The following is a 23,785-nucleotide window of genomic DNA, read 5'->3' as shown; positions in this document are numbered from 1 at the left end:
CCTCGCGGTCGTACGGTCGAAGAACGCTCGCAGGGAGACTGTCATGCACCGATCGATCGCCGGCTGGATCAACCACCGCTTCATGCCCGTCCTCACCATCGTCTTCTGGGTGGTCGTCATCGGGCTGCTCGGCTCGACGGCCGGGCAGCTGACGGACGTCCAGGAGAACGAGGCCGAGAACTGGCTCCCCAGCAGCGCGGAGTCGACGAAGGCGCTGGAGGCGGCCGAGACGTTCTCGTCTCCCAACATGCTCCCCGCCGTGGTCGTGTACGAGCGCGACGGCGGGCTGCGGCCCGCGGACATGACCGCGGCCCAGGAGGATGTGGCGACGTTCGGTCAGCGTGACGACATCGAGGGCGAGGTCGTCGGCCCGATCCCCTCCGAGGACGGCGAGGCGCTCGAGGTCATCGTCCCGCTCAACCTCGGCGAAGACGGCTGGAACAAGGCGCCGGACGTCGTGGAGGAGATCCAGGACCAGGCGGGCGACGGTCCCGACGGGCTCGAGGCGTTCGTCACCGGACCAGCCGGACAGGCGGCGGACTCGGCGTCCGTCTTCGAAGGCATCGACAGCACCCTGCTCCTCGCAGCCGCCGGCGTGGTCACGGTGCTGCTGCTCTTCACCTACCGCAGTCCGCTCCTGTGGCTTCTGCCGGTGATCTCGGCGGGCGTCGCGCTCACGGTCGCACAGGCGGTCGTGGTGCTGCTCGCCAAGCACGCCAACCTCACGGTCGACGGCCAGAGCGCGAGCATCCTCACCGTCCTGGTCTTCGGCGCGGGCACGGACTACGCGCTGCTGCTGGTCGCCCGCTACCGGGAAGAGCTACGGCGCCACCAACGCCGACCGGAGGCGATGGCGGTCGCCCTCCACCGGGCGGGCCCCGCGATCATCGCCAGCGGCGCCACGGTCGCGATCGGCATGCTCTGCCTGCTCCTCGCCCAGATGACCTCCACCCGCGGCCTCGGCCCCGTCGCTGCGATCGGCATCGTGGCGGGCCTCGCCGTCATGCTGACGCTGCTCCCGGCGCTCCTGGTCGTCCTCGGACGCTGGATCTTCTGGCCGCGCATCCCGCACTACGGCGACGAGGACCCGGCCACGCACGGCCTGTGGGCCGGGGTCGGGCGCCGTATCGCCCGCGCGCCGCGGCGCGTCTGGGTCACGACGTCGCTCATCTTGGCGATCGCCAGCATCGGCATCGTCCAGCTGAACGCGACCGGCCTGACCACAGAGGAGGCGTTCCTCGGCACACCCGACTCGGTCAAGGGCGAGCAGGTCCTGTCGGAGCACTTCCCCGGCGGCGCAGGGGCACCGGTCGTGGTGCTCGCCCGTCCGGACAATGCCGACGCGGTGCGTACGACGTTCCAGGCGAACGACGGCATCGCCCCGCAGAGCGTCACCGAGCCCCGCGTCAAGGGTGACTGGGCCTACCTCGAGGGCACGCTCGAGAGCGAGCCCGACAGCGACGCCGCGTACGCGACGATCGAGGACCTCCGCGGCGAGCTCGACGCCGCCGACCCCGACGCTCTCGTCGGAGGCACGACCGCGGTCACGCTCGACATCCAGGACGCCTCTGCGCGCGACAACCGCGTCATCATCCCGGCGGTGCTCGTGGTCGTGCTGCTGATCCTCATGGTGCTGCTGCGCGCCGTCGCCGCACCGTTGATCCTCCTCGGCACGGTCGTGCTGTCGTTCGGAGCCGCGCTGGGCGTGAGCGCCCTGGTGTTCCGGCACGTCTTCGGCTTCGCCGGGACGGACACGTCGTTCCCGCTGTTCGTGTTCGTGTTCCTCGTCGCCCTCGGGATCGACTACAACATCTTCCTCATGACCCGTGTGCGCGAGGAGGCGCAGCGCTTCGGCACGCGCCGTGGCGCGCTCATCGGCCTCGCCGCGACCGGCGGGGTGATCACCTCCGCCGGGCTGGTCCTGGCCGGCACGTTCGCGGTGCTGGGCACGCTGCCGCTGGTGTTCTTCGCCGAGATCGGGTTCGCGGTGGCGTTCGGTGTGCTCCTCGACACCCTGGTCGTACGGTCGGTGCTCGTCACCGCGCTGAACCTCGACGTCGGACGCCACATGTGGTGGCCGAGCGCGCTCGGGCGCAAAGAGGACGTCGACGTCGGATCCGGTCCTCGCGACCCGTACGAGGAGGTCGTCCCGGCCGGGGCGGACGCGGGCCCGCCCGGCCCGTGAGGACAGGCGATAACCGGGTCACGGCACGAGGGCGGCCCCTCCTAGACTGGACGCATGAGCAACGTGCCGGAGAAGCCTGCCCTGGAAGGGCTCGAGCAGAAGTGGTCCGCGCTGTGGCAAGAGCGTGGCACCTACGCGTTCGACCGTTCCAAGACGCGCGCCCAGGTGTACTCGATCGACACCCCGCCGCCGACCGTCTCAGGCTCCCTGCACGTAGGCCACGTCTTCTCCTACACGCACTGCGACCTCATCGCCCGCTTCCAGCGGATGCGCGGCATGGAGGTCTTCTACCCGATGGGCTGGGACGACAACGGCCTGCCCACCGAGCGTCGCGTCCAGAACTACTTCGGCGTGCGCTGCGACCCGTCCCTGCCGTACGACCCTGACTTCACTCCTCCGGAGAAGCCGGACCCGAAGAAGCAGATCGCGATCAGCCGCCGCAACTTCATCGAGCTGTGCGAGCAGCTGGTGGCGCTCGACGAGAAGGCCTTCGAGGACCTCTGGCGCACGCTCGGCCTGTCGGTGGACTGGGAGCAGACCTACACGACCATCGGCGAGGTCTCCCGGACGGCCTCGCAGCGCGCGTTCCTGCGCAACCTCGCCCGCGGCGAGGCGTACACCTCCGATGCGCCGACCCTCTGGGACGTCACGTTCCAGACCGCGGTCGCCCAGGCCGAGCTCGAGGCTCGCGACTACCCCGGCCACTACTACCGCGTGGGCTACACGCTCGCCGACGGCACGAAGGTGCACGTCGAGACGACGCGGCCCGAGCTGACGCCCGCGGCGGTCGCGCTCATCGCGCACCCCGACGACCCGCGCTACCAGCACCTGTTCGGCACGACGGCCACCTCTCCCCTCTTCGGGGTCGAGCTGCCGGTCCTCGCCGACACCGCCGCCGATCCCGAGAAGGGCTCCGGCATCGTCCACTGCTGCACGTTCGGTGATCTCACCGACGTCCAGTGGTGGCGCGAGTACAACCTGCCGACCCGTACGGTCGTCGGCCGCGACGGCCGGATCCTGCGCGAGACCCCGGAGTGGATCACCTCCGACGAGGGGCGCGCGGCGTACGAGGCGCTGGCCGGCAAGACCGTGTTCTCCGCCCGAGAGGCGATCGTCGAGGCGCTGCGTGACTCCGGCGACCTCGACGGCGACCCGAAGCCGACGACCCGTGTCGCGAACTTCTACGAGAAGGGCGACAAGCCCCTCGAGATCGTGTCCACGCGCCAGTGGTACCTCACCAACGGCGGCAAGGAGCCCGAGCTGCGCGGCCAGCTCGTCGCCCGCGGCCACGAGATCTCCTGGTACCCGCCCTACATGCAGTCGCGCTACACCAACTGGATCGACGGGCTCAACAGCGACTGGCTCGTGAGCCGCCAGCGCTTCTTCGGCGTGCCGATCCCCGTGTGGTTCCCGCTCGACGCCGAGGGCGAGCCCGACTACGACAACCCGATCCTGCCCGACGAGGCCGATCTGCCGGTCGACCCGCAGGCGCAGGCGCCCAAGGGCTTCGACGAGAGCCAGCGCGGGGAGCCGGGCGGCTTCATGGGCGACCCCGACATCTTCGACACCTGGGCGACCTCGTCGCTGACGCCGCAGATCGTGTGCGGCTGGGAGCGCGACCCGGAGCTCTTCGAGAAGACGTTCCCCATGGATCTGCGCCCGCAGGCCCACGACATCATCCGTACCTGGCTGTTCTCGAGCGTCGTGCGCGCCCACCTCGAGAACCACGCGGCGCCGTGGTCTCACGCCCTGATCTCGGGCTTCGTCGTCGACCCCGATCGCAAGAAGATGTCGAAGTCCAAGGGCAACGTCGTCGTCCCGACCGAGATCCTCGAGAAGTTCGGCGCCGACGCCGTGCGGTGGCGCGCAGCCGGCGCCCGTCCCGGTGCCGACTCCCCGTTCGACGAGGCGCAGATGAAGGTCGGCCGCCGCCTCGCCATGAAGGTGCTCAACGCGTCGAAGTTCGTCCTCGCCGCGCCCGACGCGTACGGGCTGGGCGTCGACGCCTCGTACGTCGAGCCGCACCGCGTGACCGAGCTCCTGGACCTGTCGATGCTGCGCCGTCTGCGCCAGGTCACCAACGAGGCCACCGAGGCGTTCGAGGCGTACGACTACACGACCGCCCTCGAGGTCACCGAGCGGTTCTTCTGGGGCTTCTGTGACGACTACCTCGAGCTCGTCAAGGACCGTGCGCGTGGCGAGGGCGAGGCCGCCGAGTCGGCCAAGGCAGCGTTCGCGATCGCGCTGTCGGTGCAGCTGCGGCTGCTCGCGCCGTTCCTCCCCTACGTCACCGAAGAGGTCTGGTCGTGGTGGCAGGAGGGTTCGATCCACCGTGCGGAGTGGCCGAGCGCCGAGCTCGAGATCACGACGACGCCTCAGGACCCGGCCGTGCTCGTCGCCGCTGGTCAGGCGCTCGCCGGGATCCGCGGCGCCAAGTCCACCGCGAAGGTGAGCCAGCGCACGGCCGTCACCGGTCTGGTGCTGCGCGGCTCGGAGAAGCGGCTCGAGATCGTCAAGCGCGCGCTCGGCGACATCCGTGCGGCCGGCAACGTCACGGGCGAGGTCGAGTTCGTGGTCGACCCGTCGCAGGACGGCGAGATCGCGGTCGAGGCCGAGCTCGCGGAGCCGGAGCCCAAGAAGCCCGCGGCGGAGAAGCCAGCAGAGACCGTCTCCGAGTGAGCGGCCTCGCCGTCCGCGACGTCACCGCGGAGGACGTCCCGGCGATCGTCGCGATGCTCGTCGACGATCCGCTGGGCGTCACGCGCGAGTCGCCGGACGACCTCACGCCGTACCGCGAGGCCGTCGAGGCGATCTCGGCCGACCCGCACAACCGCGTGCTGGTCGCCGAGCGCGACGGTGAGGTCGTCGCGACGATGCAGCTCACGTACATCCGCGGGCTCGGGCGTCGCGGAGCGTCGCGCGCGCAGATCGAGGCCGTACGGGTCCGCTCGGACCTGCGCGGCGACGGGCTCGGCTCGGAGCTGATCCGTTGGGCCGTCGAGGAGGCGCGCCGCCAGGGCTGCTCGCTGGTCCAGCTCACGTCCGACGCGAGCCGCGAGGGTGCGCACCGCTTCTACGAGCGCCTCGGCTTCACGGCGAGCCACGTCGGCTTCAAGCTCGCCCTCTGACGTTCGTCGCGTACGTCAGAGCGTGCGGAAGTACGGGAGGCGGGCCAGCAGCGCGTCGCCCATCGCGACAGCCGTGGTGACCTGCCCCGCGGTGTCGGGAAGGTCGTCGTACGCAAGCGCGAGCGTCGACTCGCCGAGCATCCGCGCCGTCTCCGTGTATCCCGGATCGCCACCCGCCGCCTCGGTGACCAGCCGCCTCCCGTCGGCCTCGGCCTCGAAGCGCACGCGGAACCACGACCGTGCCCGCTTGGCCTCGCTCGGCCCCTCCCCTGCCGTCTTCACCCGCAGCAGCGCCTTCCGTACGGGCGGCACCTGGGCGCCGGCGACGAGCGCACCGACGCCGATCGCGGCGCCGACCGCCACCGGGAGCCGAGTGAACTGCACGTAGTGGCCGTACGAGAAGTCGGGCCCGTACGACGGCAGCGCCCGCGCGGAGCGGAGCACGACCTGCGGGTCGAGCGTCGGCAACGGCAGGGCCCAGCCGGTCCCCGACTCACCGCGCCCGGGTCGCTGCGAGAGCCCGCGGACGCGCCTGCCCGCTGGACGTCCCTCGCGGCGGCGTCGCTCCTTCGCCGCCGTCTGCGAGGACCGGAACTGGGCGAATGCGCCCAGCGCGGAGTGGTAGGTGCCTGCCGAGACGTCCGCGCTCGCCTGCACATAGCCACGGACGGTGATCGGCACGTCCGACGGCAGCTGCCGCACCGTGTGCAGGACTCCGATGTCGTGCGGGATCGAGTCGAACCCGCACGCGTGGACGAGCCGCGCGCCCGTACGCTCGGCCGTCTCGTGGTGCTCGAGCCACATCCGGTCGACGAACTCCGGCTCCCCGGTGAGGTCGCAGTACGCCGTGCCGGCCTCGGCGCAGGCCGCGACGACCGGCGCGCCGTGCTGTGCGTACGGCCCGACGGTGGTCGCCAGGACCTTCGTGGACTCGGCGACCTTCCGCAACGCGGCAGCGTCGGTGACGTCGACGACCTCGATCGCAGGCGCCGATCCGCCCGAGTCGGCGAGCCTCGAGGCGACCGTCTCCAGCTTGGCGCGGTCGCGTCCCGCGATCGCCCACCGGCCACCGGCCGGTGCGTGCGTCGAGAGGTGCGCGGCGGTCAGCCCACCGGTGAATCCCGTGGCACCCAGGAGGACGAAGTCATAGCTCATCCGAGGGAGTCTAGGCGTGAGGCCTCCGTGGCGATCAGCACCAGGTCCGACGCCGCATCAGGGAGGCGTCGGCCCCTCCTCCAGATCGCCGTCAGCGGCCTGCGCATGTCGAGCGCAGCCGGGACGATCACGAGACGTCCCTGCTCGACGTCGGCCGCGACCGCCCGCCGTGAGACGACCGCAGGGCCCACTCCGGCGGCGGCGGCGCCGACGAGTGCGCTCGTCGAGCTCGCCTCGAGGACGACCCGCGGCTGCTGCCGCAGAGCCGCCTCGAAGGTGCTGCGGGTCCCGCTCCCGGGCTCTCGCAGGACGTACGCCCCCGCCTGCAGCTCCGCGCGGGTCAGCGGCGTGCGCCGGCGGGCCCACGGGTGGCCGGGCGCGACGACGACGGCGAGCGTGTCGTGCCCCACGACCTGCCGTGCGAGGTCCCCCGGCACGTCGGTGGTCTCCACGAAACCGAGGTCGACCTCGTCGCCGCGGACCTTCGCCGCCACCGTGTCGCTGTTCACGACGAACAGTCGCGGACTGACCTGCGGGCGGCGCGCACGCAGCTCCGCCAACCACCGCGGCAGGATCAGCTCGGCGATCGTGAGGCTCGCCGCCACCGAGACCCCGGCGCGTCGCTCTTCACCGAGCGCGAGCAGGCTCGAACGTACGGTGTCGATCTCGTGGAGCAGAGTCCGCGCCCACGACACGACCGCCTCTCCGTCCTCGGTCAGGCGCGACCCACCGGGCGAGCGGTCCAGAACGGAGATCCTCCAGCGGGCTTCGAACTCCCGCAGCCGCGCACTGGCCGCGGGCTGGGTCATCTCGTTCTCGCGCGCCGCCGCCCCGATGCTGCCGCGCTCCGCCACCGCGACGAGGAGCCGGAGCGTCTGCACATCGACGTCTCGGGTCATCACCTCACCTTATGACCTGCCTCGGTTCTGTGGTCTACCCGGGACAGCGGTCGCGTCGGACGCTGGAGACGTGGAAGCTTCACCCGTCCGGCCGCTCGTCGTGGCAGCGCCCCTGCTCGCGGCGCTCGTGGCCACCACTCTCAGCGACATCGTCCCGCTCCTCGGGCCGCTCCTCCTCGCGCTGGTGCTGGGAGCGGTCCTGGCGAACCTCCCCGTGCTCGCAGCGGAGACCACCGCGGCACTCGCCGACGTCTCCCGTACCTGCCTCCGTCTGGGAATCGTCCTGCTCGGCCTGCGCCTCTCGGTGAGCGACCTGCTCGCCGTCGGCTGGGACGCCGCGCTCGTCGTCATCGCCACCGTCGCCGTCACGTACGCGGCGACGTGCCGGATCGGTGACGCGATGGGTCTCGACCGCAGCCTCGTCACGCTGATCGCGGCCGGGTTCTCGGTGTGCGGGGCCGCAGCGATCGCCGCGGTGCAGGACGGCGTACGCGCGGGTCGGCGCAACGTCGCCCTCGCCGTCGCCCTCGTCACGCTGTACGGGACGGCGATGATCGTCCTCCTCCCTCCTGCCGCCGACCTCCTCGGCCTGACGAAGGAGCAGGCAGCGGTGTGGGCGGGCGCGAGCATCCACGAGGTCGCTCAGGTCGTCGCGGCGGCCTCGCTCATCGGCGGACCGGTCGTCGTCGCGCTGGCGACGACGGTCAAGCTCGGGCGGGTCGTGAGCCTCGCCGGGGTGTACGTGGCGGCCGGCCGACGCGACGGAGCCGACGACGTCGCCCCGAAGGGCGCTCCGCTCGTGCCGTGGTTCGTGGTGGGGTTCCTCCTGGCCGTGCTTCTGCGCTCTTCCGGAGTGCTCGGTGGAAGCGTCCTTGGTGTCGGCGACCAGCTCGCGACGCTGCTCCTGGCGGCCGGCATGTTCGGCCTGGGACTCGGCCTGCGGGTGCGGGAGCTGTGGCCCGTCCCCGTACGAGCGGTCGCGCTGGCGACGGCGTCCACGCTCGTGGCGGCGACGACCTCGCTGGCGCTGATCCTCACCACCGCCCTGGTCGTCTGACGCAGCCAGCCAACCCTCCGCTGGTCGAGTAGGGGGCGAGGCGCTAGCCGAGACCCCGTATCGAGACCAAGCCGGTCTCGATACGCCCTCGCCTAGCGGCTCGGACTACTCGACCACCGTGAACCTGGCTGGTCGAGTAGGGCGGAGCGCCAGCGGAGCCCGTATCGAGACCCCTTCGGCCTACTCGACCACCTGTGCCTGCGTGAGTCAGGAGGCCTTGTCGCGGCGCTCTTCGTCACGGTGCGGGACCAGCGTCGGGTTGACGTTGTCGAGGACCGTCTCCTTGGTCACGACGACCTTGGCGACGTCGTCGCGGCTCGGCACCTCGTACATGACGTTGAGCAGGACCTCTTCGATGATCGCGCGGAGGCCGCGAGCCCCGGTGCCGCGGAGCAGCGCGAGGTCGGCCATCGCCTCGATCGCGTCGTCGGTGAACTCCAGCTCGACGTGGTCGATCTCGAAGAGCTTGGCGTACTGCTTTGTCAAGGCGTTCTTCGGTTGCGTGAGAATCTCGACGAGGGCTTCCTTGTCGAGGTTCTCGACGGTCGCAATGACCGGCAGGCGGCCGATGAACTCGGGGATAAGACCGAACTTGAGCAGGTCCTCGGGCATCAGCTGCGTAAAGACGTGACCGGCCGTCCGCTCATCGCTGAGCTCCTCGCGCTGGGTGTTGAACCCGAGCGACATCTTGCCGTTGCGGCTCTCGATGATCTGCTCGATGCCGGCGAACGCACCACCCACGATGAAGAGGATGTTGGTGGTGTCGATCTGGATGAACTCCTGGTGGGGGTGCTTGCGCCCGCCCTGCGGCGGCACCGACGCGGTGGTCCCCTCGAGGATCTTCAGCAGCGCCTGCTGCACGCCCTCGCCGGAGACGTCTCGCGTGATCGACGGGTTCTCGCTCTTGCGGGCGATCTTGTCGACCTCGTCGATGTAGATGATGCCGGTCTCGGCCTTCTTGACGTCATAGTCGGCGGCCTGGATGAGCTTGAGGAGGATGTTCTCGACGTCCTCGCCGACGTAGCCGGCCTCGGTCAGCGCCGTCGCGTCGGCGATCGCGAAGGGGACGTTGAGCATCCGGGCGAGCGTCTGGGCGAGATAGGTCTTGCCGCATCCGGTCGGCCCGACCAGCAGGATGTTCGACTTGGCCAGCTCGACCAGGTCGTCCTTGTGGCGACCGGCGGCAGCGCCCGCCTGGACCCGCTTGTAGTGGTTGTAGACGGCGACGGCCAACGACTTCTTGGCGGCGTCCTGACCGATGACGTACTGGTTGAGGAACTCGTAGATCTCGCGCGGCTTCGGGAGCTCTTCGAGCGAGACCTCCGAGGTCTCCTGGAGCTCGTCCTCGATGATCTCGTTGCAGAGCTCGATGCACTCGTCACAGATGTAGACACCTGGACCCGCGATCAGCTTCTTGACCTGCTTCTGGCTCTTTCCGCAGAACGAGCACTTGAGAAGGTCGCCGCCGTCGATGCGTGCCACCGATTCCTCACCCTCCGCCGTCTCGGGTCTCGCCCGGCTCGATGTTTCCCTCGACCGTACCCTGTGCCGGGCCGCCGTGCGGCCGACCCGGCACCGGGCGTGTCAAAGCTGGTCAGACCGCCGGGGTCTTCAAGGTCTCCAGGATCTGGTCGACCAGGCCGTACTCGACGGCCTGCTCAGCCGTCAGGATCTTGTCGCGCTCGACGTCGCGGCTGACCTCTTCCTTGGGCTTGCCGGACGCCTCCGAGATCATCGTCTCCAGCAGGTCGCGCATGCGGAGGATCTCGTTCGCGGTGATCTCCAGGTCGGAGCTCTGCCCGTACGTGCCCTCGGTGTACGGCTGGTGGATGAGGATGCGGCTGTTGGGGAGCGCGAGGCGCTTGCCCGGTGTCCCGGCCGCCAGCAGCACCGCCGCAGCCGAGGCCGCCTGACCGAGGCACACCGTCTGCACGTCCGGCTTCAGGTAGCGCATCGTGTCGTAGATCGCCGTGAGTGCCGTGAACGAGCCACCGGGCGAGTTGATGTAGAGCGAGATGTCGCGGTCGGGATCCATCGACTGCAGGCACAGCATCTGGGCCATGACCGCGTTGGCGACGTCGTCAGAGATCGGCGTGCCGAGAAAGATGATCCGGTCCTCGAAGAGCTTCGCGTACGGGTCGATGCGGCGGAAGCCGTACGACGTCCGCTCCTCCCACTGGGGGATGTAGTAGTTCATCGAGGGCGCGAACTGCTGGTGGGGCATGGTCATGTCGGCTCCTTGGGTCGGGCCGCCCAGCGGCGTACGGGACAGCGGCAGCGGGGTCGCGGTCACGACGCCTCGCCTCGCGTCACGTCGTTCTCACGGGCGATCACGTGGTCGATGAAGCCGTACTCCTTGGCCTGCTCGGCGGTGAACCAGCGGTCACGGTCGGAGTCGCGCTCGATGGCCTCGAGCGGCTGACCGGTGTGGAACGCCTGGAGCTCGTTGAGCTGCTGCTTGAGGAGCAGGCTCTGCTCGGCCTGGATGCGGATGTCGGAGGCGGAGCCACCGAGACCGCCCGAGGGCTGGTGCATCATGATCCGCGCGTGCGGGAGGGCGTACCGCTTGCCCTTGGTGCCGGCGGCGAGCAGGAACTGACCCATCGATGCCGCGAGGCCCATGCCGACCGTGACGACGTCGTTGGAGATGAACTGCATCGTGTCGTAGATCGCCATGCCCGAGTCCACCGACCCGCCGGGCGAGTTGATGTAGAGCCGGATGTCGGCCTTCGGGTCCTCGGCGTTGAGGAGCAGCATCTGCGCGCAGATCGCGTTGGCGTTCTGGTCGCGCACCTCGGAGCCGAGGAAGACGATGCGCTCACGCAGGAGCCGCTGGTAGATGTGGCCGTCGAGATCGTTAGGGCCGACGTCGCCGCCCGCCATACGAGGAGTCATCTCTGTGTTCACGTCCTCGACCCTAGCGGGGCGTGCGGACGAACCGGAGGGGAACCCGGCCGATTTCGCTACGGGCGCACAAGGCCGCCGCGAGTCAGCCGGTGCGCTCCACGAGCGCCTTCATGCGCGCCAGCGTGGACACCATGTCGCGCTCGATCTGCTCGGAGAACTCGTCGATGCCGCCGAGGAACGTCTTGACGAGCAGGCGCGAGAACGGGGTCGACCCGCGCGGCGACTCACGACGCTCGATCAGACGCGTACGACCGTCGCCGAGGTCCTCGAGCTCGTACGTCCACACCATGCCGTTCTCGGGGACACGGAACGCGATCGCGCGCTGCGGCTCGTACCGCTCGACGACCGACGTCGTCGGCCACACCTTCCAGCCGTACTTGTTGAGGTTGAGCGACCTCGTCCCGACGCCGATCGGACCGCGGACGATCATCTTGCGGGTCTGCGGGCTCCACTCCGGCATCCGGCGCAGGTCTGAGACGAGCTGCCACACCTCGGGCGGCGGGGCGTCGATCTCGGTGCTGACCTCGAGAAGGTACGGGTCGGTGGCGGCTGTCGTCATCACGGTTCCTTCGGGGGACGGGGTGGGGTCGGGGACGGGCGACCTCCACATACTGACGGTATCCGGCGCGTCGACGCCACCCCCGGCGGCCCCGTACGACGAAGACCCCCGCTCGCCGCAGCGAGCAGGGGCCTCCGTACGGGATCAGGCAGGTCAGGACTCGGTGGACTCGGCCTCGGTGGCCTCGTCGCCCTCGGCGATGCTGCCGTCACCACGCAGGTTCTTGAGGTCGAGGACGTTGCCCGACTCGTCCTTGACGGTGGCCTCCTCGACGAGCGACGCCAGCGCCTTGCCGCGCACGACCTCCGCGACCAGCTCGGGGATGTGGTTGTGCTCGACCATGTGCTGCATGAACGACTGCGGGTCCTCGCCGGACTGCTGAGCGCGGCGCAGCATGTGCTCGGTCAGCTCGTCCTGCTCGATCCCGACCTCAGAGTCGGTCGCGATCTGGTCGAGGAGGAACTGCGCGACGAGGGAGTCGCGGACACGCTTCTCAAGGTCGGCCTCGAACTCGTCGATGGTCTGCTCCTCGCTGTCGAGGTAGGCGTCCATCGTCATGCCGGCGTACGCGAGCTGCTGCTCGATCTGCTGGCGACGGTTCGCGATCTCGGCCTCGACGACCGTCTCGGGGAGCGGCACGTCGAGCTTCTCGATGGCGGCCTCGAGCACGGAGTCGCGCGCGTCGGCGGCCTGCTCCAGCCGCTTGCCGCGGGTCAGCTTCTCGGCGATGTCGGCGCGCAGCTCGTCGACGGTGTCGAACTCCGACGCGGTCTGCGCGAAGTCGTCGTCGAGCTCGGGAAGCTCCTGCTCCTTGACCGTGGTCACGGTGACCTCGACGTCGACATCCTCGCCCTTGAGCTCACCGCCGGCGAGCTGGGTCTGGAACGTCTTGGACTCGCCGGCGGACATGCCGGTGACGGCGTCGTCGAGACCGTCGAGCATCGAGTCCTTGCCGACCTGGTAGACGATGCCGGTGGCCTGCGCGACGTCGAGCTTCTCGCCGTCCTTGCTGGCGGACAGGTCGATCGTCACGAAGTCGCCGTCGGCAGCCGGGCGCTCGACCTCGGTGAGGGTGGCGAAGCGCTCGCGCAGCGCCTGGATCTGCTCGTCGACGTCGGAGTCCTCGACCTTGACGTCGGGGACCGTGACCTCGATGTCGCTGAGGTCGGGCGTCTCGAACTGCGGCCGGACGTCCACCTCGACGCTGAACTCGACGAGGTCACCGTCCTCGAGGCGGGTCACGTCGACCTCGGGCTGGCCGAGCGGCTGGATCTCGGCCTCGGCGACCGCCTGCGAGTAGATGCCCGGAAGCGCGTCGTTGATGGCCTGGTCGAGGATCGTCCCGCGCCCCACGCGCTGGTCGACGACCTTCGCGGGGACCTTGCCGCGGCGGAAGCCCGGCACGGAGATCTGCGCCCCCACGGTCTTGTACGCCTTGTCGAGAGCCGGCTTCAGCTCATCGAAGGGCACCTCGATGGTCAGCTTGACCCGGGTCGGGCTCAGTGTCTCCTGGGCACTCTTCACGAGTACGTTCTCCTTGGTCGTCGTGCAAAGATCGTCGCCGCTGCGGCGACGTGTCGTCGGCAGTCGGGATGACAGGATTTGAACCTGCGACCCTCCGCTCCCAAAGCGGATGCGCTACCAAGCTGCGCTACATCCCGGTACGCACCGTTTCAGGCGGTGCGGGCGCCCGAACCACTGTAGTAGACAAGCGCGTACGACCCCGAATCGCGGCCGTCGTGACCGTCGACCCCACGCTGTCGCCCCCTTCGTGGACGGGTGGGGCGGGTGTGGCATCATGGTCGCGGTTGACCGCAGGGCGTACGGCCAGGCGGTGCAGCGCGCGGACGTAGCTCAATGGTAGAGCCTCAGTCTTCCAAACTGATTACGCGGGTTCGATTCCCGTCGTCCGCTCCACGACCATCACCGCCGGTCAGCAAGTGTTTTCGTCACCTGCTGACGTTGGGAGAGCGGCGCGGTCCTGGGCAGTTTCGTGCCCAACCGTGCCCAATCGCATCGGCTCCGGCCGCTGCGACGGATCCGTAAGGACACCTCCCGATGCCAGACCAGCACCCCACGCCGACCACCGGCCGAGCCGCGACGCACGCCGAACTACGCACGTTGCCCGACGCCGAGGTCCCCGCAGCGCGGCCCACGAAACCTCCCCGAGCAGCTACCCGAGCGCGCCGAGCTCGCAAGCGCGCCCACGGTTCGATTCGGCGCACAGGGTCCGGACGGTTCCAGGTCCGCTACACCGACCCCACGACCGGTCAGCGCCGGACCGCACCGCAGACCTTCGACACCCGCGCCGAGGCTCAGGACTGGCTGGCGGGCAACCGCACCGACATCGTGCGCGGCGCGTGGCGCAGCCCCGAGGCAGGCGCCGAATCGCTGGGCGACTACCTCGCGGCGTGGCTGGACTCGCGTGTAGATCTGGCGCCGCGCACGGTCGACCTGTACGGGCAGGTGACTGCGCGGTGGCTGAGCCGACCGCTGACCCGACGCGACGGCACGCGGGGAGGGTCCACGATCACGCTCGCCCAGGTCGAGCTGCGCCACCTGACGACGACGCTGGTGCGCGACTGGTACAGCGCGGCCGTCCACACCGGGCGAACCGAAGCCGCTGAGCGCGCCGAGCGCGGCAACGAGCGACGCCGCCGCCGAGCCGTGCACGCAGCCCGCACGTGGGCGCGGGAGAACGGGCTGCACGTCGCCCCCACCGGCCGTCTCAGCCCCGCCGTGCTGGCCGCGTGGCAGGCCCACGGCAGCCCGGTGCCCCCGGCGCCCGAGCCGGGCCCAGAGGCCCCCCACCACGCGCCCGGCGTGCCGACCCCGGTGACGCAGGCGTACCGGCTGCTGCGCACAGTCATGCAGGCAGCCGTGCGCGAGGGCCAGGTGGCGGCCAACCCGTGCCAGATCCCGCGCGCAGGCGTGCACCGCGCCCCTGAGCGAATCCCCGCCACGGCCGAGCAGGTGGCACAAATCGCTGACGCGATGCCCGCCCGCTACGCCGCTGCCGTGCACGTGGCCGCGTGGTCGGGGCTACGCGCGGGAGAGCTGTTCGCGCTCGCACGTCGTCACGTCGACCTGGACACCGGCCGGGTGAGAGTCGAGCGGGCGGTGCTGGAGCGCCGGGGTCGCCCGGCAGGTTTCGGGCCGCCCAAGACTCAGGCATCGCTGCGCACGGTGACGCTGCCGCCGCACGTGACCGCGATCATGCGAGCCCACGCCGACACCTACGCCGGCCCAGACCACCGATGGGCGCTGAGTTGGTGTCCGCTGCGGTCGCCCATGCCTTTCCCTACCTTGGGCGTCACCATGCGTCTCGCGCCGCGTTAACCGTCATGTGTCTGACCGCGCTCGATAAGGACACGCCGCCCCGGTGGTTTGGGGGACATGCCGCCTTGGCCACCGCACTGGGCCATGAGCTGACAACCGCCACTGGGGAACGGCGCGACGATCACCGCAGCGTCGACCGCGCGCTGCGACTGCTGCACGAGCTGGCATTTATCGTGCGGGATCCGGAACCGCCCCCCGGCCGAGGTCGGGGCAGGGGCGCTACGTACATGGTGGTCCTTCGCGAGTCCGACGAGGAGCATGTACGCAAGCACTTGCGATCGGTCGGCGACTCCGCCGGGTACATCGCGTTCGAGGAGGCTCTGGTGCGTCGCGCCGAGCTGGTGACCCGACGGTAATCGTCCGGCGTGATTCCGACGGTATCGGTCGGGGTCATCGGCCGGTAAGCGTCGCCCATGACCGGACGCTTGGCGTCGGGTTGGCCCGGCGGTAACCGTCGTCCCTATAGAAGAGGAGGGAGTAAGGAGTCAATTGAGGACAAATTGATGACACATCTGCTTGACGTTGGCGCCCCCGGCTGGGGACCCGCGCGCGCGAGGCCGCGACGGTGGACCGCAACGGCTCAAGGAGCCTGACGACGCCGAAGCCCAGCGTGTGGTTGAGGTCTTTTTTTGACAAATGCCTGGTGGGGCAGCCCTGCACCTCCCCGTTTTCTCCCCGGGCAAGACCACAAGTTCCGGACCGTCTGGCCGGTACAGTTTCGCGGACGGTGAATGTACACCCCGTCGATGCACTGGGCATTTGACCTACGGCGGTCATGGGGTGAAGGCAGATATTCCGGGCGCCGCGCGAATTCGGTGGCGAGAAGGTGAAACCGCGACGGCCCGACAGCACGGAGTCCGTACATGTCGGGGCGCACAGGACATTCGGTCGAGCTTCGGCGCTGGCTTGACTTGCGCGAACACGCCCGCCGAATCCGTCATCCGAGCCAAAACGCGCACTCTCAGATGCCACATCCGAATAATCAACTAGTCCCCATTCGACTCGTCGCGAACTGTTTCCAGAAGGCGCTTCGCCGCCTTTGATGCCTTCTTGTACGCGTCGGGCGGGATGTCGTTGATTCGATTGGCGTAGGTCGTGTATCGCTCGGGGTAGGCGATGCCCTGGGCAAGTAGCGGGAACGAGACCAACTCCTTCCACTTGTCGCTGAGTGACATCTGCGCGTCAATGCGGACGGCAACCTTTCGCCCCACCAGGACTACGCCTGGCAAGGGCGCACCGAACTGAACGATGATGCGCTGCGCCGAGAACCCGTCCACGACGATGGGCACCGGGTGGTCCACGACGTCGGCTTGGTCTGCGGAAAGTGTCGAGTGGACGCTCATCCATGGGAGAGGAAGAACGGTCTGTTCGTCACTGGGGAACGAGAGTTGCAGGTCCTGGATCACGACGGGACGTGGACCAGTGTTCTCCAGCACCAACGGAAAGCGGAGTCTGGCAACCGCTTCGTTGACCATCGCGGTGAACCTGTGCGGCTCGGTACAGATGAGTCGCCCACGGCGGGCATGTAGCCACCAGAACGACGCGATTGTGAAGGTCAGGGCGGCGATGGCGATGACGATGGCGGCCATGGTTCAGTCAACCGGCATCAGACAGTACGTCTGATCGGTGAGCTCGGTCTTCTTGGTCATGTAGAAGTCGGACGACGCCCCAGCGACAGAGTTGCATTCGTCTGAGCTGTCGACCTGGTCGCCGACCTTGAAGTCTGCGCGGGGGTCCTCGCACTCCACGGTCGTCATGCTGCTCGTTGCGCTGGTCGGCTGATCATTCATGACGCACTCGTCGGTGCTGGAACTGGGTGTGGATTCCACCAGCTGGTTGACGACGCCAGCGAGCGCGGCGAGGCCGAGCACGGACGCGAGGATGAGCGCGAAGATGTTCGGTTTGCGCTTCCGCGGTTCCGGTGGCGGCAGGGCGCGGGTGTACTCCGTCCAACTGTCGCCGTCCCAGTACCGTTGCGCGGTCGGGTTCTGCGGGTCTGGATACCAACCCTGGTCCGCCATGACGGGAGCGTAGATCGGGTCAGGTGCCGGATGCTGCGGTTTGTCCGGCGTCGTGGTTGCGGTTTCCTGGGTGGCGAACACGCCGCCCGGCGCTTGCACTGGACCATATGACCCGAACACTGACAGCACTGACCGTGGCCGCGCTCTTCGTCGTGTCGGGCTGCGGGGACGATGACGATGATGGCGGGGACAAATCGCCGGCCGCAACTGAGACGACCGAATGGACCACCGCGACCACGCCGACGACTCCACCGACGCCGGAAGAACCCGACCTGGCACAGCAGGTGCAGAAGGCATTCTCAGACAGTTACGGCTGGCCGAAGGACCCGACCTGGGAACACATCACAAAGTTCACCAACGACAACGGGTCAAGGGTGACAGTAGTGACCGACCTCGCCGACAAGGCCGAGAATCAGGCTGAGGCGCAGGGCTATTGCAACGCTGTTGTGTCGGTGTCATCGTCGGTGAGCGCGCGCATGATCGGTGCAGTAGTCACAGCGGGTGAGGGCGGCCCGTTCCTGGCCGAGTGCGACGTGTCGGCGTATTGATCCCGCCGCCGAACATGGAGCCGCGTCGACAGCGCCGAGTCAATGGCGCGCCGAGCCGTGGTGGACGGGCACAATCGTCGACCATGCGTTGGGTGGCTCAACGAGTTCGACAACCTCGCGCCGAGCATTCCGGCTGCTGTCACGACGTGCGGGCTTGGTTCGGCAACCCGCTGCGCTCCGCGCGCGTCGTGACGGCACCAACCGGCGTGTTGACCGACGACTCACTCTGACCGACCCTGACCTCGGGTTGAATGCGGAGCATGGATGTGTGGCTACCCGTCGTGACCCTGATACTCGGACTCGGACTCGGCGAGGGCGCCGCGTACCTCCGCGAGCGCCGCACCGACCGGAAAGCGACTCGCGCGGAGTGGCGCGCATGGCGCCGTGCGTATCTGACGGACGCCCTGACCGCCCTCGACGAGGTCTACAACGCTGCCGCCGATATTTCCCTCAACACCGACGCGCTCGCCACAGACGGCACGCACGAGAGCGAAGAGAATCGGTGGTCCCAGCGGGAGCCTTACGTGCGAACCCTCGGTGCGGCCACGTTTCGAGTGCGCCGACTCGCGGTGCTCGAAGCGCCCGGTTCGCCGGTCAAGGACGCTCTACAACGGGTTGCGGACCTTGGCGCTGAGATGAACGGCGACAACACCGAACGGGAGGTGCTCGCGACGTGGAAACGGGTCAAGCAACCAATGATCGACGCGCGAGAGCTTCTCGGTGTTGAGGTCCGCGCGATGTACGAGACCGGCACTTGATGTCAGGTCGAGTGCTCGAACTTGATCCGGTGGCGCGCCGCTTGCGGTGGGCGCGAACTCATCTGATGACGTTGCAGGAGATGCTCGACGATTACGAGGAACGTGCACCGTGGGAGGTCAACTACGACCACCACGACGGCCGCTATTGGTTCAGCCGTCACGTTCTCGAAGAGCCACCGCAGGATGCCGCGCTTGTTCTTGGCGACGCGTTGCACAACACCCGGTCCGCGCTCGACCTGTTGGTCGTCGCGCTCGCAGACTATTCGCAGGGAAGGCGCCTCAGCGACGAGGAGACAGAGCGCCTCGGTTTTCCCATTCCCAAGAAGCCGACATCGCTCGAAACCTTCCTCGGCAGGTTGGCGAAACCGGGCGAAGCGCTCAGCAGTGTCGGCCCCGCGCTCATTGAACGAATCTGGAACGTGCAAGCAACCTCCCAATGGCTCCCGAATCTGCGCGACCTCTCGAACCGTGACAAGCACCGCCGCCTGAACGTCATAATCGTCACGGACAAGTCTCCGACCGTAGCGATCTGGAACGGCCCAGAGGCCGACCTAAACTTCGAGTTTGACCATGAGGAGTACGTAGCTAGCGTCTCCGACGCCTGCGCCCCCGAGCGCGTGTCTCTCTCCTTCGCGTGCAGGCTCGACATACCTGCGCTGAGACATGTGAGCATCGGTGGCTTCATGGGCCTCCTGCTGAACGAGACGCGTGAGGCAGTCCGCGACATCACACGTGATATCGCCGCCGACGTCGATCCGAGTTCGATCTAGAACCTCTGCACGTCCGTCGCGTCGACCCACACGTACGACACCTGCAACCGCGCGTCGGCGACTGCCACGCACACATGCCGCCCGTGCCACCGCACCGCCCGCGCCGGGAGCCAACACACCCCGTCGCGCTCGAAGTCGAGCCACACCATGACACGCACAGGCTCAGACTCGGACGGGATGCCCCGGGCGTGCCCGTTGCCGTCCCGATCCTCGAACGGCCATGACACGTTTCGCACTTGCTGCCAATGCGATCGGTCGGGCGGGGGGTCCGGCGCCGAGTGGTAAGGGGCAGGTGCACGCGTCGTCACGGGGTCAGCGTACGAGCGTCGCGACGGGAGCGGATTCACGGGCGGGGATAGCCTCGCTGCCGAGTTCGCCGCACCGCACGGACCGTCGGTGATTGTGCAGGTGGTGACGGGGCGGGCCGTGCCCAATCGTGCCCAATCGTCGGGCACGAGCAGTCCCCAGCGACAGTCAGCAACGCCGGGTAGCCTCCTCACCCTGCTAGCATCGTCGCAGGTCAGAGCCCAGAACCTGGCACCTGACCTGCATGAACTGCAAACGCGGGCACGGAGTCTTCCAAACTGATTACGCGGGTTCGATTCCCGTCGTCCGCTCCACGTGCCCCTCGGTGGGCTTCTCCCAGACCGACACGTGCCGTCTGCTCTCGTGGGTGAACGGCCTCTCGTCCCAGTCCTCCCAGCGGCTGCGCAGCCGAAGACCCGCCAGCCGCGCCATCAAGTCCAGCTCCGCCGGCCACACGTACCGGAACGGGATCGAGCGGAACGTCGCGTGTCCGTCGTCGATCCTGACGTAGTTCGACGACAGCGCCTGCGTCGCCGTGTCGTACACGTCGTACGACCACACCGGCGGCCCCTCGCCCCACATCACGGTGGTCTCCCCGTACGGCAGCCTCCGGAGCTCGGGCACGCCGACCTCGACGACGAAGCGGCCACCGGGCGCGAGGTGCTCCGCCGTCGTACGGAAGCACGCGACCTGGTCGTCCTGCGAGGTCAGGTTGTTGATCGTGTTGAACACCAGGTACGCCAGCCCGAACCCGCCCGGGGGTGCGTCGACGCGGGTCGTGGCGAAGTCGCCGACGGTGACGGGGATCGCCTCGCCACCCGGCTTCGCACGCAGCTGGTCGACCATCGCCTGCGAGAGCTCGATCCCGTGGACGCTCACTCCTCGCTCCGCGAGCGGGAGGGCGATGCGGCCGGTCCCGATCCCGAGCTCCAGCACGGCGGAGTCCCCCGCCAGCCGCGCGAGGACGTCGACGGTCGCGGTCACGGTCGTGAGCTCGAACATCGGTGAGTGGACGTCGTCGTAGCGGGCCGCCACCTCGGCACCGAAGTATCCGTCGCTGTCGCTCACGGAGTCGACGCTACGGCCGACGGCGGGGTGGCTGCGACCGAATATTGCCGTTCACGCCGCGTGAAACCGTTGGCCCGCGATGTCCGGATTGACACCGTTAACCCACATGTCATGTGAGGCTAACCCGTCGGATTCGTCGGCTGCCTAACGTGAGCAGCGTCGGTCGGTGATCACGCATCGCTGGGCCGCACTCACAACGCGGCGCCTGGCCCGTCTGGGTACGGAAGGCGGACCAGGCGCCGCGTCGGCACACCTAGGGGGTTCGATGAGACCGCTCAGCATCGCGTGGCAGGTCGCTGCCACCGGCCTGGCCCGCCTCGCCTCGAGCGACGTGTCGTGCGCCAACGCCCTCCACTCCGTGAACGAGATGACCGCCGCCCGTCGCGAGCGCGAGGAGATCAGCGCGATGCTCGCCGCGCGTGCGCTGCCCGAGCTGACCTGACGCTCAGCCGCGCACCGGCGTGCGGCGCCGGCTGCGCGGCTGGCACCGAGGGCACCAGAAGAGGTTGCGTCCCGCGAGCACCTCCGTACGGACCGGCGTCCCGCACACGAGACAGGGCATGTGCGTCCGTCGGTAGACGTACACCTCTCCCCCGTGGTCGTCCTTGCGCGGCGCCCGCCCCATCGCCTCCGGCTCGTGCTCCGGCCGGACCGTGTCGATCCGGTTGTGCGTCACCCCGTACGCCATGAGGCCGACGAGGTCGCCCCAGATCGCGTCCCACTCGGCACGGCGGAGGAAGCGTCCCTCCATGAACGGGTCGAGGTTGTGCCGGAACAGGACCTCCGCGCGGTACACGTTGCCCACCCCGGCGAGCACCGCCTGGTCCATGAGGAGGGCGGCGATCGTGATCCGGGAGCGGTTGATCCGGCGCCAGGCCCGCTCGGGGTCGGCGTCGTCGCGCAACGGGTCCGGCCCCAGCTTGGCGAGGTAGTCGACCTTCTCGTCCGGCGTGATGAGCGTGCACACCGTCGCACCCCGCAGGTCGGCCCACGCCCGTACGGACTCCAGGCGCCAGCGCACCTGGCCCACCACCGGCCGCGCGTCGAGGTCACCGACCGCGTCGGGCGCGGCGGGCCCGGTGTGGATCGCGAGCCCGCCGATCAGCCCGAGGTGGATCCGTACCTGCTCCTCCAGCCCGGCGAACCGGACGAAGAGCTGCTTGCCGTACGCCTCCGCGCCCTCCATGACCCGCGAGCCGATCCGCGCGGCGCCCTCGGAGAAGCGGCCCTGCGGGCTCGACGACCAGGTCCTGTCGCCACCGAAGGCCGCGTCGAGGTCGAGCGCGAGCCGGTGGAGGGTGTGTCCCTCGGGCACGCCTCAGAAGTCCTCGCGTCGCTCGGCGAGGTCGGTGCCGCGTGACTCCTCGTACGCGGTGAGCAGCGAGATCCGGCGGGCGTGGCGCTCGACGCCGCTGAACTGAGTCGCGAGGAACGCCTCGGCGATCGCGGTCGCCTCCTCGGCGGAGTGCATCCGGGCGCCGATGCCGACGACGTTGGCGTTGTTGTGCTCGCGCGCGAGCTGCGCGGTCTCGAGCGACCACGCGAGGGCGGCGCGGACGCCATCGACCTTGTTGGCCGCGATCTGCTCGCCGTTGCCCGAGCCCCCGATCACGATGCCGAGGCTGCCCGGCTCGGCGACCACGGCCTCACCGGTCGCGAAGCAGAACGGCGGGTAGTCGTCCTCGGCGTCGTACTCCGACGGCCCGTGGTCGACGACGTCGTGGCCCTGCTCGCGCAGGTGGTTCAGGAGGTGGTTCTTGAGCTCGAATCCGGCGTGGTCGCAACCGATGTGAACGCGCATGGGCTCATTCTCCCAGCACTCCTTCGCTCGGTGTGGCGGCGAGGTCGCGCAGGGTGCCGGCAACCAGCCGTACGGCCGAGCGCGACTCGGCGTAGTCCCACGGCCGTCGCCAGAAGCCGTGCTCCATCCCGAGCGCCCGCCACGCGACCGCCGACACGCCGGCCTCGGCGAGCCGCACCGCGTACGCCTCGCCTTCGTCGCGCAGCAGGTCGTGCTCGGCGGTGATCACCAGCGTGGGCGGGAGGCCGCTGAGGTCGGGCGCCCTCAGCGGCGACACCTCGGGGAGCCGCTTCGCCTCCTCCGTGGGGGCGTACTGGTCCCAGTACCAGTCCATGTCCGCCACGACGAAGTCGTACGCCCCGCCACCCTCGGTGCGGCGCGACTCCGTATCGGCGAGCGCGTCCGTCGGCGGGTAGACGAGGACCTGGTATGCCAACGCGTCCGGCTCGCGCACGGACAGGGCGGCCACCAGGTTGGCGCCGGAGGAGTCACCGATGCCCGCGATCAACGAGGTGTCGAGGGCGTGCTCGTCGCCGTGCTCTCGCAGCCACGCGGCGGCGGTCGCGACGTCGTCGAGCGGCGCCGGGTAGGGGTCTTCCGGGGCGCGACGGTAGTCGACCGACAGCAACGCCCAGCCGGTCGCGTGGGCGAGGTAGCGGCAGAACGCGTCGTGGGTCTCGACGTCGTGGAACACCCAGCCGCCACCGTGGACGTACAGGAGGACCGGAACGTCCTCGTCCGGGCGGTAGAGGCGTACGGGCACGCCGTCGGCGTCGAGGTCGGCGACGTGCGCGACGTCGATGCGGACACCCTCGGCCAGTGCCTCGGCCCGGTCGGCGGCACGCTCTGCGGCGATGTCACGTTCCATGCCAGGACCCTAGCCCGCTGGTCGAGCAGCCGGACCTGGCTGGCCGAGCAGCGCGGAGCGCCAGCGGAGCCCGTATCGAGACCGAGCGGTCTACTCGACGCCAGTTCGCACCTCTCGGCGACGCTTCGCCGCGTCGCTGAGTGTGTCGAAGTGGCGCTGAGTGGTCTCGATACGCCCTCGCCTAGCGGCTCGGGCTACTCGACCACCCGGACCTGGCTGGTCGAGTAGGGCGGAGCGCCAGCGGAGCCCGTATCGAGACCGAGCGGGTCTCGATACGCCCTCGCCTAGCTGTAGTTCCCCGTGAGGTTGTGAACGCGGTCGGCGGGGACTTGGCCTCCGATGCCGGTGTGGGGTCGGTGGTGATTGTAGTGATGGAGCCAGGTGTCGTAGGTCGCCGCGCGAGCATCGTTTGAGTG

Annotated in this window: 23 protein-coding genes and 2 tRNA genes; 10 read left to right on the top strand and 15 right to left on the bottom strand. The window is 69.1% G+C overall.

All coding sequences use genetic code 11. From position 1 onward, the window contains the following. Positions 1–43 precede the first annotated feature (43 nt). The 3 genes from NYZ95_RS12275 to NYZ95_RS12265 are packed head-to-tail and all read left to right on the top strand — an operon-like array spanning position 44 to position 5,313. Entirely contained in the window at positions 44–2,185 is a 2,142-nt protein-coding gene (locus tag NYZ95_RS12275; protein ID WP_262851604.1) for an MMPL family transporter, read from the top strand. A gap of 54 nt (positions 2,186–2,239) precedes the next feature. Continuing rightward, complete coding sequence (gene valS / locus NYZ95_RS12270) at positions 2,240–4,864, top strand: valine--tRNA ligase (RefSeq protein ID WP_262851603.1); 2,625 nt, start codon at positions 2,240–2,242, stop codon at positions 4,862–4,864. Further along, positions 4,861–5,313, top strand: a complete 453-nt coding sequence (locus tag NYZ95_RS12265; RefSeq protein ID WP_262851601.1) for a GNAT family N-acetyltransferase — start codon at positions 4,861–4,863, stop codon at positions 5,311–5,313. The genes valS and NYZ95_RS12265 overlap by 4 nt, the downstream gene beginning before the upstream one ends. A gap of 15 nt (positions 5,314–5,328) precedes the next feature. Here NYZ95_RS12265 and NYZ95_RS12260 read toward each other — a convergent pair whose 3' ends face one another. Both NYZ95_RS12260 and NYZ95_RS12255 read right to left on the bottom strand, forming a co-directional pair. Beyond that, positions 5,329–6,468 carry a saccharopine dehydrogenase family protein gene (locus tag NYZ95_RS12260; RefSeq protein WP_262851599.1) on the bottom strand — a complete coding sequence of 380 codons (1,140 nt, stop codon included), beginning with the start codon at positions 6,466–6,468 and terminating at the stop codon, positions 5,329–5,331. Continuing rightward, entirely contained in the window at positions 6,465–7,367 is a 903-nt protein-coding gene (locus tag NYZ95_RS12255; RefSeq protein ID WP_262851597.1) for a LysR substrate-binding domain-containing protein, read from the bottom strand. The genes NYZ95_RS12260 and NYZ95_RS12255 overlap by 4 nt, the downstream gene beginning before the upstream one ends. Positions 7,368–7,437: 70 nt before the next feature. On the opposite strand from NYZ95_RS12255, the gene NYZ95_RS12250 reads away from it, so the two are divergent. After that, positions 7,438–8,424, top strand: a complete 987-nt coding sequence (locus NYZ95_RS12250) for a YeiH family protein (protein ID WP_262851595.1) — start codon at positions 7,438–7,440, stop codon at positions 8,422–8,424. A 207-nt stretch (positions 8,425–8,631) separates the two neighbouring features. On the opposite strand, the gene clpX is transcribed toward NYZ95_RS12250, so the two are convergent. The 6 genes from clpX to NYZ95_RS12220 all read right to left on the bottom strand — a co-directional run bounded on the left by clpX (position 8,632) and on the right by NYZ95_RS12220 (position 13,551). After that, the gene (gene clpX, locus NYZ95_RS12245; protein WP_262851593.1) at positions 8,632–9,906 is read right to left on the bottom strand and encodes an ATP-dependent Clp protease ATP-binding subunit ClpX; all 1,275 of its coding nucleotides are present in this window, start codon (positions 9,904–9,906) and stop codon (positions 8,632–8,634) included. A gap of 112 nt (positions 9,907–10,018) precedes the next feature. Beyond that, entirely contained in the window at positions 10,019–10,654 is a 636-nt protein-coding gene (locus NYZ95_RS12240; RefSeq protein WP_262851591.1) for an ATP-dependent Clp protease proteolytic subunit, read from the bottom strand. Between the two features lie 59 nt (positions 10,655–10,713). Further along, the gene (locus tag NYZ95_RS12235) at positions 10,714–11,319 is read right to left on the bottom strand and encodes an ATP-dependent Clp protease proteolytic subunit (protein ID WP_262852035.1); all 606 of its coding nucleotides are present in this window, start codon (positions 11,317–11,319) and stop codon (positions 10,714–10,716) included. Between the two features lie 94 nt (positions 11,320–11,413). Continuing rightward, complete coding sequence (locus tag NYZ95_RS12230; protein WP_262851589.1) at positions 11,414–11,890, bottom strand: SRPBCC family protein; 477 nt, start codon at positions 11,888–11,890, stop codon at positions 11,414–11,416. A gap of 153 nt (positions 11,891–12,043) precedes the next feature. After that, a complete protein-coding gene (gene tig / locus NYZ95_RS12225) occupies positions 12,044–13,414 on the bottom strand; it encodes a trigger factor (RefSeq protein WP_262851586.1) in 1,371 nt (456 codons plus the stop codon). A gap of 63 nt (positions 13,415–13,477) precedes the next feature. After that, positions 13,478–13,551 (bottom strand) — tRNA-Pro (locus tag NYZ95_RS12220). Positions 13,552–13,733: 182 nt separating this feature from the next. On the opposite strand from NYZ95_RS12220, the gene NYZ95_RS12215 reads away from it, so the two are divergent. Both NYZ95_RS12215 and NYZ95_RS12210 read left to right on the top strand, forming a co-directional pair. Next, positions 13,734–13,807 (top strand) — tRNA-Gly (locus NYZ95_RS12215). 141 nt (positions 13,808–13,948) lie between these two features. Beyond that, positions 13,949–15,229, top strand: coding sequence for an Lsr2 family DNA-binding protein (locus NYZ95_RS12210; RefSeq protein ID WP_262851585.1), 1,281 nt, complete (start codon positions 13,949–13,951; stop codon positions 15,227–15,229). A gap of 986 nt (positions 15,230–16,215) precedes the next feature. Here the strand turns inward: NYZ95_RS12210 and NYZ95_RS12205 are convergent. Next, positions 16,216–16,818, bottom strand: coding sequence for a hypothetical protein (locus tag NYZ95_RS12205; protein WP_262851583.1), 603 nt, complete (start codon positions 16,816–16,818; stop codon positions 16,216–16,218). A gap of 3 nt (positions 16,819–16,821) precedes the next feature. After that, a complete protein-coding gene (locus tag NYZ95_RS12200; protein ID WP_262851581.1) occupies positions 16,822–17,331 on the bottom strand; it encodes a DUF2510 domain-containing protein in 510 nt (169 codons plus the stop codon). Positions 17,332–17,357: 26 nt separating this feature from the next. Here NYZ95_RS12200 and NYZ95_RS12195 point away from each other — a divergent pair, with 26 nt between their 5' ends. The 3 genes from NYZ95_RS12195 (at position 17,358) to NYZ95_RS12185 (ending at position 19,326) form a co-directional block, all read left to right on the top strand. Continuing rightward, positions 17,358–17,798, top strand: coding sequence for a hypothetical protein (locus tag NYZ95_RS12195; RefSeq protein WP_262851579.1), 441 nt, complete (start codon positions 17,358–17,360; stop codon positions 17,796–17,798). Between the two features lie 260 nt (positions 17,799–18,058). Beyond that, entirely contained in the window at positions 18,059–18,556 is a 498-nt protein-coding gene (locus NYZ95_RS12190; protein WP_262851577.1) for a hypothetical protein, read from the top strand. Positions 18,557–18,621: 65 nt separating this feature from the next. Continuing rightward, the gene (locus NYZ95_RS12185; protein WP_262851575.1) at positions 18,622–19,326 is read left to right on the top strand and encodes a hypothetical protein; all 705 of its coding nucleotides are present in this window, start codon (positions 18,622–18,624) and stop codon (positions 19,324–19,326) included. A 588-nt stretch (positions 19,327–19,914) separates the two neighbouring features. Here the strand turns inward: NYZ95_RS12185 and NYZ95_RS12180 are convergent. After that, on the bottom strand, positions 19,915–20,700 hold the full coding sequence (locus NYZ95_RS12180; protein WP_262851573.1) for a class I SAM-dependent DNA methyltransferase: 786 nt from the start codon (positions 20,698–20,700) through the stop codon (positions 19,915–19,917). 265 nt (positions 20,701–20,965) lie between these two features. Between NYZ95_RS12180 and NYZ95_RS12175 the strand changes: the two genes are divergently transcribed. Then, positions 20,966–21,142: a hypothetical protein gene (locus NYZ95_RS12175; protein WP_262851571.1), complete on the top strand. Its 177-nt coding sequence runs from the start codon at positions 20,966–20,968 to the stop codon at positions 21,140–21,142. 3 nt (positions 21,143–21,145) lie between these two features. Here the strand turns inward: NYZ95_RS12175 and NYZ95_RS12170 are convergent, their stop codons facing one another. The 4 genes from NYZ95_RS12170 to NYZ95_RS12155 all read right to left on the bottom strand — a co-directional run. Continuing rightward, positions 21,146–22,015 (bottom strand): Fpg/Nei family DNA glycosylase, encoded by an 870-nt coding sequence (locus NYZ95_RS12170; protein ID WP_262851569.1) that lies wholly within the window; start codon positions 22,013–22,015, stop codon positions 21,146–21,148. A gap of 3 nt (positions 22,016–22,018) precedes the next feature. Beyond that, positions 22,019–22,501, bottom strand: a complete 483-nt coding sequence (locus NYZ95_RS12165; protein WP_262851567.1) for a ribose-5-phosphate isomerase — start codon at positions 22,499–22,501, stop codon at positions 22,019–22,021. Positions 22,502–22,505: 4 nt separating this feature from the next. Next, entirely contained in the window at positions 22,506–23,369 is an 864-nt protein-coding gene (locus NYZ95_RS12160; RefSeq protein ID WP_262851565.1) for an alpha/beta hydrolase, read from the bottom strand. 284 nt (positions 23,370–23,653) lie between these two features. Continuing rightward, a partial coding sequence (locus tag NYZ95_RS12155) for an integrase core domain-containing protein (protein WP_262852034.1) occupies positions 23,654–23,785 on the bottom strand: 132 nt, incomplete at its 5' end.

Source organism: Mumia quercus (assembly GCF_025506335.1).
GTDB classification, from domain to species: domain Bacteria; phylum Actinomycetota; class Actinomycetes; order Propionibacteriales; family Nocardioidaceae; genus Mumia; species Mumia quercus.
This window is presented reverse-complemented; position numbering and strand designations above follow the sequence as displayed.